Source organism: Acidovorax sp. Root402 (genome assembly GCF_001425125.1).
In the GTDB taxonomy this organism is placed as follows: domain Bacteria; phylum Pseudomonadota; class Gammaproteobacteria; order Burkholderiales; family Burkholderiaceae_C; genus Acidovorax; species Acidovorax delafieldii.
In genome coordinates this window covers 228,194-240,749 of the sequence record NZ_LMDQ01000001.1, presented here as the reverse complement: position 1 = coordinate 240,749, position 12,556 = coordinate 228,194, and the positions used below count along the sequence as shown (strand labels likewise).

The following is a 12,556-nucleotide window of genomic DNA, read 5'->3' as shown; positions in this document are numbered from 1 at the left end:
GCAAATGAGGCTGGTAGCATGACGCCCTTGAACGTCCCCATCTCCGCCACTGCCCATGGCGGCTGGCACGATTGGCCCCGATTCAGGAGACCCCATGCCTTATCTGTTGCTCATCATGGAACCCCACGGCCAGCGTGCCGAGCGGGGCCTGGCCGGTGGCCAGGAAGCCTATGCCCGCATGCAGCGTTTTGGTGCCGGTCTGCAGGCCCGGGGCCTGTTGCGCGCCAGCGAGTCGCTGGCCTCGACCGAGCAGGCGGTGCGGCTGCAGGTGCGCGAAGGGCAGACCCGCCTGACCGATGGGCCGTTTGCCGAGACCAAGGAAATGGTGGGCGGCTTCTTTCTCATCGACTGCGCCACGCGCGACGAGGCCGTTGCCATTGCCCGCGAATGCCCGGCCGCCGAGTGGGCCACCGTGGAGGTGCGCGAACTGGCGCCCTGCTACCACGGCGCGGTGGATTGAATCAAGCCGAAGCGCCTGCCTGCAGCGCCAGGAACTGCGGCGCAGGCATGGGGCGTGCAAACACATAGCCCTGCAGCACATCACAGCCTTGCCGCACCAGGTAGTCGGCCTGCTCCTGGGTTTCCACGCCCTCAGCGGTCACCTGCAGCCCCAGGCCATGCGCCAGCGCCACAATGGCGGTGACGATGGCACGGCTGTGCTCCTGCCCCGGCAGGTCTTTGACAAAGCTGCGATCGATCTTCAGGCGCCGCATGGGCAACTGGCGCAGGTACGCCAGTGATGAGTAGCCGGTGCCAAAGTCATCGATGGCCAGGTGAATGCCCAGCTGGCTCAACCGGTGCAGCGTGTGGGCGCCGGCCTCCATGTTTTCCATCAGCACGGTTTCGGTCAGCTCGATTTCGAGCAGGTGCGCTGGCAGGCCCTCTTCGCGCAGGATGTCCATCACGCGTTCCAGAAACTGTGGGTCACCCAGCTGCCGTGCCGAGATGTTCACGGCCACGCGCAGGGGCGGGCCCCCTTTCCACTGCGCGGCGTCGCGGCAGGCGGTGCGCATCACCCAGTAGCCCAGCGGGGCAATGAGTCCGCAGTCCTCGGCCACCGACACGGCCTCGAGCGGCGACACGGAGCCCAGCTCCGCATGCGTCCACCGCAGCAAGGCCTCGGCGCCGACCAGGGCCCGGTCGCTGGCGGCAAACAGGGGCTGGTAGTGCAGCGCCAAACCGGTGCCCTGCTCCAGCTCGGCACGCAGCGCCTGTTCAATGGCCTGGCGCCGCACCACGGCCAGGTTCATCGACGCATCAAACCGCACGCAGCGGTTCTTGCCCATCTCCTTGGCGCGGTACATGGCGGTGTCGGCGTTGCTCACCAGCGCGTCCATGTCCATCGCATCGTCGGGAAACGTGGCAATGCCTGCGCTGCAGGTCACGTTGACCTGCTGGCCGACCTCGGTGTAAGCGGCCTGGAAGACGCTGACGATGCGCTGCGCGTATTTCTCCAGCGCCGCGTCATCCATGTCCAGCCGCAGGATCAACGCAAACTCGTCGCCCCCCAGGCGCGAGATGGTGTCGGTGCTGCGCACCACGGATTGCAGGCGCCGGGCCACCTGGCGCAACAGGCCGTCCCCCGCCGCATGGCCGAAGGTGTCGTTGAGTGTCTTGAAGTTGTCCAGGTCGATGTACACCAGCGCCACCCGGTAGCCCGCACCGCGTGCGCCCTGCAGCTCGGCGGCCAGCCGCTCGTTGAACGCGTGCCGGTTGCCCGTGCCGGTGACGGCGTCGGTGTGGGCCAGCGCGTGCAAGCGGTTCTCGGCCTCGCGCACAGCAGCGCGGCTGCGCAGCACCATGGCGGTGGCCATGGCCATCACGCAAATGGCGATCAACAAGGCGGTGCCAAACCGGATGCCCAGCCGCATGTACACCGCTGCCATCGACTTGCGGATGTACAGCGTGCCCCAGCTGGTGCCAGACGCCTCGATGGGCCGGGCGATCTCAAGCATGCGCCAGCCAGCGCGCTCTGCGGCGCCGTCCAGTCCCGTGGCACGCAGCGTGGTGGGAAAGTCAGGGTCGCGGTCGCGCGCGTAATGCGCAAACAGCACGCCATCCTTGTCGTACACCGTGGCGCTGATCACCATGGACGATGACCGCAGCGCGCCCAGCATTTCGTTGGCGGTGCTGGTGTCGCGGAACACCACGGCCGCAGAGATGTTGTCGGCCACGATGGCGGCTTCCACCCGGCTGTCTTGCAGCATGGACGCACGGGTGCTCCAGTAGTCCACGCCGGTGAGCGCCAGCACCACGGTCAGCAGCGCCAGGCCTGCGGCCAGGATGCCGGTGACCACCAGGCGCGATGACAGTAGGGCATGTGTCGCCGGGCTTGCTGGCGCTGCAGTGTCGGCTTCAGCGGGGCGTGTTTTCATCGGCCTCCCCTGGCCAGCCGCAGCAGCCGTGAGCTGATGATGAGGCCGGCCTTGCTGGCGGCGTCGGGGCTGATGCCGAACACCACGCGCCCTTCCTGCTGGGCCAGGGCGATGACGATTTCTGGATTCACAAAGGTGATTTCATCCGACACGGTGAGGATGCCGTGGGACGGTGGCAGGGTACGCAGCAGTCGCAGAACAGGTTCCACTTCGGCGTTGTGGATGATCAGCACGCGGCAGCCACGAATCGCCGGCAGATCCAGCAACCGCACGCGCACGGTGCGGCCCTTGGTGGCCTGTTTGCCATCGAGCGCAGTCAGGGCGCGCTTGAGCGGGCTGAAGGCAGACACGCACACCGTGACGTCATTGCCGGGCGCGCCATCGCTGTCGGGCCAGTCGATGAACTGGATGAAGTTGAAGATGTAGGCGGCCTTGAGGTCCAGGTCAGCCACGGGCTCGTTGGCACGGGCTGCACTGGTGCCCACGCCACACACCGTCCACAGGCAGATCGCCAGCAGCGTGCGCAATCGCAGGAAATAGGCCATGGCTCAGAACGCGTACGTCAGCTTGATGCGGTAGGTACGCCCGTTCTGCCGGATCGCATCTTCCCGCACCTCGAACGAAGCGGGGTCTGCGTAGCGGTGGTTGAACAGGTTGTACACCCCCAGCGATACATCCACATCCGCAATGCGCGTGGAATAGGTCAGATGGGTCAGCACATGCCCGGGCAGGCGGGCGTTGAGCACGGTGTTGCGCGGGCCGATGCCGATGGCCTCGATGGCGTAGCGGCCCGGGTTCCAGCCCCAGTTCGCAGGCGTGTGCAATACGTCGGACCACTGGAGCTTGAGCAGGTGCCGGGGCGAGTTGGTCAGCGCTCCATCCGTTGACGGGTCCCGCGCCTTTTGCCACCCGTAGGCCACGCGCAGGCGCCGCCCGCCCGCCCAGCGTTGTTCGGCCTCGGCCTCCAGGCCATGCACCTTGACGGTGCGGGTGTTGTTGAAGGTGAGCCGGTCCGAGTGGCCCAGGCTGTCCAGCGAGATCAGGTCGCTCACCCCCGACCGGAACGCCGTCAGCAGCAGGCGCGTGGCCCCGGTCGGGGCATGCTCCACGGCCAGTTCGGTGGTGCGCACACGCTCGGACCGGATGCTGGTGGTGTCCACCACGCCGCCAGGCAGGTTCACGCGGTAGTCGCGTTCATAGGCATTGGCCGGACGGTAGGCCGTGCCGTGCAGCAGCTTGACAGCAGTGGCCGCGTCCCACCAGTACACCAGCCCCAGGCGGGGGTGCAAGGCACCCGCGCTGCCCGACTGCTGCCCCCAGCGCAGGCCGGTGTGCAGCGTGAGGTCGGGGCGCAGTGCAAACTCATCCTGCACATAGACGCCCAGCACATTGCCGTTGCGGCGTGTGTCAAGGTACTGCGCGGGCGGGTCCAGGTCGTCATTGCGCTGAGCGATGCGGGTGTCGCGCCGGTAGTCCAGCCCCCACGACAGCTTGTGCCGCGCCAAGGCCGTGCTCACCCATTGCCATTCGGTGCCCCACCACTGGCCGGTGCCGACGTCGCGGTTCACCGTCACGGGCGGGTAGTCGTACACGTAGTCGCCCACGTACTGGTAGCGCCCTGCGTGGAGGCGCGCAGTGAAGGCCAGCGTCGGCTGCCATTGCGCGGTGTATTCGGCGGCCACGCGCGTGCTGGTGTCGATGTACCGCGAGCGCGGGTCGTTGAAAACCTGCGAGAACGCTGCGGTCGGGATGCCCTTGGTGCGCTCGCCGTGGGCCAGGGTCAGCGTCAGCCCATCGCGTCGCATGCGGGCGAACAGCTGGGTGCTGCGGTCATAGTCCAGGCCGTGCGCCACGCCCTGGTGGCTGGCGGGCGCATCGAACGCGGGGTAGTACTGGTCGGCCCCGCGTGCGGTGGAGCGCGTTGCCGCGATCAGCCAGTCGCTTCCCTGCGCATCGACGGCGCCTACGGAAAACCGCAGCTTGGCGTAGCCATGGCTGCCGGCCTCGGTGCTCACCTGGGGTCCGCCCAGCTGGCGACCATCGCGGGTGATGACATTGACCACGCCAAAAAACGCATTGGCCCCATACACCGCCGACCCGGGGCCAGGCACAAATTCCACCCGTTCCACCAGGTCCAGGTCGATGGGAAAGTCCGTGCCGATGCTCGCCTGGTCGTAGAGGTTGTCGTTGAAGCGCACGCCATTGACCAGCAGCAGCACCCGCGTGTTGTAGTCGCCCGGCGTGGCAAAACCCCGCGTGCCCAGATAGTGGTAGCTGCGGTCGTAGGACACGTACAGCCCGCGCATGCTGGCCAGCACATCGGCCAGCGTGCGGTAGCCAAACAGCTGGATGTCATCGGCGGTCACCACGCTCACGGCCGCCGGGGCCTCCAGGGCCGTCTGTGCATACCGGCTGGCCGTGGTGACCTGCATCTGCATGAGCTGCTCCAGCGGCAGGTCGGCCATGGCGGCGATGTCGGACTGCGCGTGGGCTGCCGCCATGCCAGCGCACAGCCCCAATACCACCCATGGGCGGTGTGGCCGCTGTCGATAGGTCGATCCTCGTTTCATGGCAAAGGCACGGCGTGTGGCTGGCGGTTGTCCCCCCGTGGGGACTTCGCTGGCGGGCGGGCGGGAGGATGCGGGGCGAAGTCTCAGGATCGATGAATCAGTCTTTACAAATTGTATCGACCAGGGGTTGCAAAACCCAGTGCGGGCGCTCAGTAGTCTCCCTATGGCGGCCCCTCACCCGCCCCGCGCGCCAACCGGCCAGGATAGGTGTTAACCCTGGTTCCGCCCGGGCTTGCACATCCAGATGTCGATTTCGGGCGCTCCCATTCGTCGTCACTGTGAAGCACCTAGCAAGGACCGTCGGCGCTTCCGCATTTTTTATTGCCTTGAGGAGAACCCCATGCGCTTCATGATCATCATCCAGGCCACCGCCGAATCCGAACAGGGCTGCCAGCCGACCGCAGCCCTGATGACCGCGATGGCCCGCTACCACGAAGAACTCGCGCGGGCCGGCGTGCTGCTGGACGCCAGTGGCCTGCAGCCCTCCGCCAAGGGCTGGCGCGTGGGCTACGCCGCCAGTGGCACCCGCACCGTCACCGACGGCCCGTTCACCGAGACCAAAGAGCTGATCGCTGGCTACACACTCATCCAGGTACGCAGCCGCGACGAGGCGCTGGAATGGACCCGCCGCTTTCCCAATCCACGCGGCGAGGGCCTGGATGCCGAGATCGAAGTGCGCCAGCTCTATGAGATGGAGGACTTTGCCGGGGTGGATGGCGTTGAGCAGTTCCGCGACCTCGAAGCCCTGCGCGGCTGATGCCCAGCGTGAAGGACAACATCCCCATGATCAAGACCATCGCCCTCGTGCTGCTGGCGGCCCTGGCGCTGCTGCTGGCGTTTGCCGCCACCCGCCCCGACACCTTCCGCGTGGAGCGCAGCCGCGTGATTGCGGCACCGCCCGAGCGGGTGTACGGGCTCATCCACGACCTGCGCCAGTTCAACACCTGGAACCCGTATGAACGCAAAGACCCGGCCATCCAGGGCCAGTACAGCGCCGCCACCAGCGGCCCCGGCGCCCGCTACGCCTGGCAGAGCGAGAAGGTGGGCGTGGGCAGCATGGAGATCGTCGAGGCCACCGCGCCCCGCCGCGTGGGCATGAAGCTCGACTTTGTGAAGCCCTTTGAAGCGCACAACCAGGTGGAATTCACCCTGCAGCCCGAAGGCACCGGCGCCACCCGCGTCACCTGGGCCATGCAGGGCCCCGTGCCCTACCTGGCCAAGATCGCCCACCTGCTGTTCAACATGGACCGCATGGTGGGGCAGGACTTCGAGGACGGCCTGGCCAACCTGCAGGCCGTGGCGCAAAAGACCGCAACGTGAACGCCGCCCACCGCCCCTCCACCTTTGCCAAACCCTTCGTTTCCCATTACCGTCCTCACCCTTCAGGAGTCCGTCATGCACCAACAGATTTTTGTGAACCTGCCCATCGAGAACATGGCCCGCTCGCAGGCGTTCTTCCGCGCCCTGGGCTACGAGTTCAACCCCCAGTTCACCAACGACCAGGGCGCCTGCCTGGTGGTGGGCGAGAACCTCTTCGTGATGCTGCTGGTCAAGAGCTTCTATCAAACCTTCACCGACAAAACGATTGCCGACGCACGTACCACGTCGGAGGTGCTGGTGTGCTTCTCGTGCAGCAGTCGCGAAGAGGTCGACGCGCTGGTGGACAAGGCCGTGGCCGCAGGCGGCACCACACCCCGCCCGGCGCAGGACCTGGGCTTCATGTACTCGCGCAGCTTTGACGACCTGGACGGCCACACCTGGGAGTTTGTGCACATGGTGGATGCCAGCAAGGCGCTGGGCTGAGAACGTGTGAATGAATGCGCCGGATTCATTCACACCTCTTGATCGCGTGAAACCTTCTGCACTGCCCGACCGCGATGCCCTGCACCGCAGCATCGACTCGGTGTGGCGCATCGAGGCTGCGCGCATCATTGCCAGCGTGGCGCGCATGACGCGCGACGTGGGCCGGGCCGAGGAACTGGCGCAAGACGCCCTGGTGGCCGCGCTGGAGCATTGGCCCAAAGACGGCCTGCCCGCCAACCCGGCCGCGTGGCTCATGACCACCGCCAAGCGCCGCGCCATCGACCACCTGCGCCAGCAGGTGCTGCACCAGCGCGAGCACGAGGCCCTGGGCCACGACCTCGAAGCGCTCGAAGCCCAGTACGCGCCCGATGTGGTGGACACCCTGATGCACGCCGAGCAGGACGACATTGGCGACGACCTGCTGCGCCTCATCTTCACCGCCTGCCACCCTGTGCTGCCCACCGAGGCGCGCGTGGCCCTCACGCTGCGGCTGCTGGGCGGCCTCACCACGGCCGAGATCGCGCGCGCCTTCCTGGTGCCCGAGCCCACCGTGGCCCAGCGCATCGTGCGTGCCAAGCGCAGCCTCACGGCCGCGCAGGTGCCGTTTGAAGTGCCCGGCGCGGCCGAGCGCGCGTCGCGCCTGGCCTCGGTGCTGGAGGTGATCTACCTCATCTTCAACGAAGGTTATGCCGCCACAGCGGGCGACGACTGGATGCGCCCCGCGCTGTGTGGCGAGGCCCAACGCCTGGTGCGGGTGCTGGCCAGCCTGGCGCCCGACGAGCCCGAGGTGCAAGGGCTGGTAGCCCTGCTCGAAATCCAGGCCTCGCGCCTGCCCGCACGCACTGATGCACAAGGCCAGCCCGTGCTGCTCATGGACCAGGACCGCGCGCGCTGGGACCACCTCCTGGTGCGCCGGGGTCTGGCCGCCCTGGACAAAGCCGAGCAGCTCGCGCGCGCCGGCAAGCCCTGGGGGCCGTACGCATTGCAGGGCGCCATCGCGGCCTGCCACGCACGCGCCCGGCAGGCGCAAGACACGGACTGGCCCCACATCGTGGCGCTGTACGACGCACTGCTGCAGGTGGCGCCCTCGCCCGTGGTGGCACTGAACCGCGCCGTGGCCGTGGGCATGGCCGAGGGGCCGGAGGCCGCGCTGGCGCTGGTCGATGCCCTGTCGGTCGACCCTCTGCTGCGCCATTACCACTGGCTGCCCAGCGTGCGCGGCGATCTGCTTGCCAAGCTGGGCCGGGGGGCTGAAGCGCGGGCGGAGTTCGAGCGCGCAGCCAGCCTCACCCGCAACGCGCAGGAAAAGGCGCTGCTGCTGGCCCGCGCCTGCGGCTGAAGGCCGGTGTTGTGCCCACCCTCACCCCGCTGCAAGGACACCACCCTCATGCCCCACCCTGCCCCTGAATACCCGCTGGAAGGCGGCTGCACTTGCCGCCATGTGCGCTACCGCCTGTTGGCGCCCCCACTGTTTGTGCACTGCTGCCACTGCCGCTGGTGCCAGCGCGAAAGCGGCGCGGCCTTTGCGTTGAACGCGATGATCGAGGCCGACCGCGTGGAGTTGCTCGCAGGCACCCCGGCGATGGTGCACACCCCGTCAGAAAGCGGCCTGGGCCAGCAGATTGCGCGCTGCCCGCACTGCCAGGTGGCAGTGTGGAGCCACTACGCAGGTGCGGGCCCCGTGATGGCGTTTGTGCGCGTGGGCACGCTGGATGCGCCCGACCACCTGCCGCCCGACATCCATATCTTCACGGCCTCGAAACAGCCCTGGGTGGTGTTGCCGCCGGGGATACCCGCCGTGGCGGAATATTACGAACGCGAGGGGTTGTGGCCTGCGCAAAGCATCGCCCGTCGCCAGGCGGTGCTGCCGCGCATCCAGGCCTACCGTGCGGCTGCAGGGCTCGACCCGGCCTGATGGCCTGTGCCGGGCGGGGGGCTCAGCGCCGGCGGCGCTTTTTGATGGTCTGGCCTTGCGGCGTGGCGGCCTTGGGTGCCAGACCCAGGGCGGCGCGGGCCAGCGTATCGGCCGCGCCATTGCGGTGGCGGGGAATCCACTGGACCTGGGCTTGTGGGAACTGCCGCAGTGCCTGGCGTGCTTCTTCAAACAGCGTTGCCAGCCGCGCGATCGGCGCCGTGGGATGGCCGCCCAGCTGCTCCACCAGCACGCTGTTATCGCTGAACACGTGCACTTGGGTTGATGTGGCAATGCCCTGCTGTGCGAGCCACTGCAGCGCCAACATCAGCGCGCGCAACTCGGCCTCGTTGTTGCAGCCGGTGAAGGTGGTGGCTTCGGAGATCTGGTGCCGCACGGTCCCGTCGGGGCCCGTCAGCACGGCCCCCAGGCCCATGCGCCCCGGGTTGGGCCAGGCACTGCCGTCGCAGTGGATCACCCAGGCACCAGGGGCGAGCGGCGCGGCCGCCCGTGCAGCGGTCACTTGTAAAAAGCTTCGACCGTGCCCTTGATCTTGATGAGCAGCGGCTGGCCCTTGCGGTCCACCGTCTTGCCGGCGGGAACCTTCACCCAGCCTTCGCTGATGCAGTATTCCTCCACATCAAAACGCTCCTTGCCGTTCAGGCGGATGCCGATGTCGTGCTCGAACACGGCGGCCACATGGTGCGGGCTGCGGGGGTTGACCGACAGGTGGTCGGGCAGGGGCGGCAGGGCGGGGGTGTTGGGGGTGGTGGCTTCGGTCATAGAGGTCTCAGCGAGAAAGGAGAAAACGCAAAGCGCGGATTCTCCGGCATTTGGGGTGCTGGCCTTCCCAGCGTTCGATCATCGCCCCAGCGGCGCCACGCCGATCAGCCACGCATGGCCCCAGAACGCAAAGCCCGCCCAGGCCACTGCACCCACCACCACAGCCGCCGCCGTGCCTGCAGCGCTGCCTGCCGCGTACACGGTGCCCTGCGCCCGGTCGCGCTGGCGCGCGGCGCGAAAGCTCAGCGCCGCCCACAGCAAGAAGCTGCCAAACAGCAGCACGTCGGCCAGGTTGCCGTTGGACAGCAAATGCGCCAGCGCCCACACCTTCACGCCCAGCACCATGGGGTGGTGCAGCCGGGCCTGGAGGGCATTGCGCGGCACATAGGTGGCGGCGAGCAGCACAAAGGCGATCAGCGTCAGCAGCGCTGCGGCGTGCCGCATGCCGATGGGCGGCACCCACAGCACCACCGGCTGCTGCCGCGCCAGGCCGTAGCCCCAGACGATGAATGCCAGGCCCACGGCCGACACCAGCGAATACAGCCCTTTCCACGGCATCTCGCCCAGGCGCGCCCGCGTCTGCGTGCGCCAGCCATCGGCCACGATGCGCACCGAGTGCACGCCCAGAAACAACACCAGTCCCAGTACCAGATACCCCATGGCCAAGCCTTTCATGTCGTCGTGAACAGGTTGTGAGGACGAAGGCGGGGCCGCGCCATCAGTGGCACAGCCCCATCTCGCAGGTCCTGGTCGATTATCGGCAGAGCAGGCCCTGCACTTGCCGCGCCAGTGCTTGAGCGGCCCCCACGGCCGCACGCCCTGAAGAGCGGTCGCCAGCCCTGGTTTCAAGTCAAAAGTGCCGCAAGCGCTAGTGAATAATGCCCTGATAGCTATCAATTTGATAGTAAACATACTGCTGTATCGCCAGCAGGAAGGTGGGGTCAGATCCCCGCATGCTGCGCCAGCAGCGCCCCCACCTTGGGCTTGGCGCAGCGCTGCAGCGTTTGCAGCAAGGCGTAGCTGGGCTCGGCCACCCGCCAGCGGGTGCGCAGGTCGTGCTGCATGCGGGCCAGCAGCGCAGCGGCCATCTCGGCATCGGCCAGCGCCCGGTGGGCCTGGCCTGTGCGCGGCAGGCCGTGGTAGTCCACCAGCGTGCCCAGCTTGTGGCTGGGCGCCTGCGGGTACAGGCGCCGCGACAGCAGCACCGTGCACGCAAACGGCTGCGGCGCGGGCAGTCCGGCCAGTGCCAGTTCGGCCTGCCAGAACTTGCTGTCGAACGATGCGTTGTGCGCCACCATGGGCGCATCGCCCACAAAACGCGCGGCATCCTGCATCACCTGCGCCGCGTCGGGCGCGGCGTTCACCATCGCGTTGGTGATGCCGGTGAGCTGGGTGATGAAGGACGGAATCCACACTCCCGTCTTCATCAGGCTCTGGAACCGGTCCACCACCTGGCCCCGCTCCAGCAGCACGATGGCCACCTCGGTCGCGCGCGCGCCCTGGCCGGGCGAGACGCCGGTGGTTTCAAAGTCGATGACGGCGATGGGGGGCATGGGCTTGCGTGCGAAAAGGAAGGATTGTGCCGCCGCACCTGCGCGCCATCCTGTGCGCCCTGCGGGCCTGTGTGTCCAACCGCCTATCCAGGAGTGTGGCCTACACTGCCCCACCCCGTTTCTGGATGCATGGAGCCGAGCAACCCATGAAGAACCACACCACCCAACCCGCCTGGCTCCACGCCGCCCTGGACTACCTGCCGCAGTGGCTGGACCTGCAACTGGAGCGCTACCGCCAGCCCGGGTGTTCCGTGGCCATTGCACGCGGCGGCGAGACCGTGGCCGAGCTGGCCCTGGGCGTGGCCGACATGCGCACCCACCAACCCCTCACGCCCCGGCACCGCCTGCGCATCGCGTCGCACTCCAAGAGCTTTACGGCAGCGGGCGTCATGCTGCTGCGCGAGCAGGGAAAGGTCGGGCTGGACGACCCCATCGGCCGCTATGTCGATGGCCTGCACAAGGACCTGGCCCGGGCGCGCATTGGCGAGCTGCTCTCGCATAGCGCGGGCGTGACGCGCGACGGGCCCGATGCCGGCCAGTTCCTGGACCGGCGGCCGTATCTCTCCCGCGCCGAGCTGCTGGCGGATCTGCGCCACAAGCCGCCGCTGGAGACGGGGGTGCAGCTCAAGTACTCGAACCACGGCTACGGCCTGCTGGGGCTGATGATGGAGCAGGTCACCGGCACGGAGTACGCCAGCTGGATGGTGCGCCACGTGATCGATGCTGCGGGCCTGCAGGAAACCGTGCCCGACATGCCGCGCCTGGCGCGCAGCGCCCCGATGGCCGTGGGCCACAGCAGCGAGTTTCCGTTCGGCCAGCGCCTCATCGTGCCGGGCGACAACCGGTGCGACGCCATGGCCCCGGCGGCCGGGTTTGTGTCCACCGCGTCGGATGTGGCCCGCTTCTTTTCGCAGCTGGCGCCAGACAGCCAGCGCAGCATCCTGTCGCCCGCCAGCCGCCGTGAGATGGCGCAGCGCCGCTGGCGCGACCCCTGCAACCTGTTCGAGTCCCACTACGGCCTGGGCACCATGCTCAGCGCGCCGGGCTCGCGCGAATGGATGGGCCACACCGGCAGCCTGCAAGGGTTCCTGTCACGCACCGCGCGCTACCCCGCGCTGGATCTGACGGTGACGGTGCTCACCAACGCGCAGGACGGCCTGTCCACCGAGTGGGTGGAAGGCATTGCCAGCATCCTGTTCGCGTTCCAGCAGCATGGTGCGCCGGGCAAAAAGGAAGCCGCCTGGGCGGGGCGCTGGTGGAGCCTGTGGGGCGCCAGCGACCTGGTGCCCATGGGCAAGGTGGTGTGCCAGGTGGTGCCCGCCATGTTCGTGCCCTTCAACGCCGCCACCACGGAGCTGGCCATCACCGGGCGCGACACCGGCGTGGTCCAGAAAGCCTCGGCCTACGCCAGCCCCGGCCAGCCGGTGCGCCGCGTGCGCGATGCCAGCGGCACTGCCACCGAGCTGTGGGTGGGCGGCACCCAGCTGTTGCCCAAGGACGCCATGGTGGCCGAGGCCACCCGTCGCTATCGCAAGGCGCGCCGCACTCCGCGCTGATCCC

The 12,556-nt window shown here is 68.0% G+C and carries 14 protein-coding genes; 7 read left to right on the top strand and 7 right to left on the bottom strand.

Features of this window, described 5'->3' with window-relative positions:
• The first annotated feature begins 94 nt into the window (after nt 1–94).
• Nucleotides 95–460 (top strand): YciI family protein, encoded by a 366-nt coding sequence (locus ASC83_RS01115; protein ID WP_056056900.1) that lies wholly within the window; start codon nt 95–97, stop codon nt 458–460.
• 1 nt (nt 461) lies between these two features.
• Here the strand turns inward: ASC83_RS01115 and ASC83_RS01110 are convergent, their stop codons facing one another.
• Genes ASC83_RS01110 through ASC83_RS01100 form a run of 3 tightly spaced genes read right to left on the bottom strand, consistent with a single transcriptional unit; the run spans nt 462 to nt 4,876 of the window.
• Complete coding sequence (locus tag ASC83_RS01110) at nt 462–2,375, bottom strand: bifunctional diguanylate cyclase/phosphodiesterase (RefSeq protein ID WP_056056898.1); 1,914 nt, start codon at nt 2,373–2,375, stop codon at nt 462–464.
• Complete coding sequence (locus tag ASC83_RS01105) at nt 2,372–2,920, bottom strand: YfiR family protein (protein WP_056056895.1); 549 nt, start codon at nt 2,918–2,920, stop codon at nt 2,372–2,374. The genes ASC83_RS01110 and ASC83_RS01105 overlap by 4 nt, the downstream gene beginning before the upstream one ends.
• A 3-nt stretch (nt 2,921–2,923) precedes the next feature.
• Nucleotides 2,924–4,876, bottom strand: coding sequence for a TonB-dependent siderophore receptor (locus ASC83_RS01100; protein ID WP_056056893.1), 1,953 nt, complete (start codon nt 4,874–4,876; stop codon nt 2,924–2,926).
• A gap of 409 nt (nt 4,877–5,285) precedes the next feature.
• On the opposite strand from ASC83_RS01100, the gene ASC83_RS01095 reads away from it, so the two are divergent.
• The 5 genes from ASC83_RS01095 (at nt 5,286) to ASC83_RS01075 (ending at nt 8,663) form a co-directional block, all read left to right on the top strand.
• The gene (locus tag ASC83_RS01095; RefSeq protein ID WP_056056891.1) at nt 5,286–5,702 is read left to right on the top strand and encodes a YciI family protein; all 417 of its coding nucleotides are present in this window, start codon (nt 5,286–5,288) and stop codon (nt 5,700–5,702) included.
• Between the two features lie 26 nt (nt 5,703–5,728).
• Complete coding sequence (locus ASC83_RS01090; protein ID WP_056057659.1) at nt 5,729–6,265, top strand: SRPBCC family protein; 537 nt, start codon at nt 5,729–5,731, stop codon at nt 6,263–6,265.
• A gap of 75 nt (nt 6,266–6,340) precedes the next feature.
• Nucleotides 6,341–6,748 carry a VOC family protein gene (locus ASC83_RS01085; protein WP_056056889.1) on the top strand — a complete coding sequence of 136 codons (408 nt, stop codon included), beginning with the start codon at nt 6,341–6,343 and terminating at the stop codon, nt 6,746–6,748.
• Between the two features lie 46 nt (nt 6,749–6,794).
• Nucleotides 6,795–8,087: an RNA polymerase sigma factor gene (locus ASC83_RS01080; RefSeq protein WP_162245473.1), complete on the top strand. Its 1,293-nt coding sequence runs from the start codon at nt 6,795–6,797 to the stop codon at nt 8,085–8,087.
• 48 nt (nt 8,088–8,135) lie between these two features.
• Nucleotides 8,136–8,663 (top strand): GFA family protein, encoded by a 528-nt coding sequence (locus tag ASC83_RS01075; RefSeq protein WP_056056887.1) that lies wholly within the window; start codon nt 8,136–8,138, stop codon nt 8,661–8,663.
• A gap of 22 nt (nt 8,664–8,685) precedes the next feature.
• Here ASC83_RS01075 and ASC83_RS01070 read toward each other — a convergent pair whose 3' ends face one another.
• The 4 genes from ASC83_RS01070 to ASC83_RS01055 form a co-directional block, all read right to left on the bottom strand.
• Complete coding sequence (locus tag ASC83_RS01070) at nt 8,686–9,183, bottom strand: ribonuclease HI family protein (protein WP_082522283.1); 498 nt, start codon at nt 9,181–9,183, stop codon at nt 8,686–8,688.
• Entirely contained in the window at nt 9,180–9,443 is a 264-nt protein-coding gene (locus tag ASC83_RS01065) for a DUF3297 family protein (protein ID WP_015011863.1), read from the bottom strand. The genes ASC83_RS01070 and ASC83_RS01065 overlap by 4 nt, the downstream gene beginning before the upstream one ends.
• Before the next feature lie 78 nt (nt 9,444–9,521).
• The gene (locus ASC83_RS01060) at nt 9,522–10,103 is read right to left on the bottom strand and encodes an NnrU family protein (RefSeq protein WP_056056885.1); all 582 of its coding nucleotides are present in this window, start codon (nt 10,101–10,103) and stop codon (nt 9,522–9,524) included.
• 281 nt (nt 10,104–10,384) lie between these two features.
• Nucleotides 10,385–10,996 carry a PolC-type DNA polymerase III gene (locus tag ASC83_RS01055; RefSeq protein ID WP_056056883.1) on the bottom strand — a complete coding sequence of 204 codons (612 nt, stop codon included), beginning with the start codon at nt 10,994–10,996 and terminating at the stop codon, nt 10,385–10,387.
• Nucleotides 10,997–11,142: 146 nt separating this feature from the next.
• On the opposite strand from ASC83_RS01055, the gene ASC83_RS01050 reads away from it, so the two are divergent.
• Nucleotides 11,143–12,552 carry a serine hydrolase gene (locus tag ASC83_RS01050; protein WP_056056881.1) on the top strand — a complete coding sequence of 470 codons (1,410 nt, stop codon included), beginning with the start codon at nt 11,143–11,145 and terminating at the stop codon, nt 12,550–12,552.
• Nucleotides 12,553–12,556 lie beyond the last annotated feature (4 nt).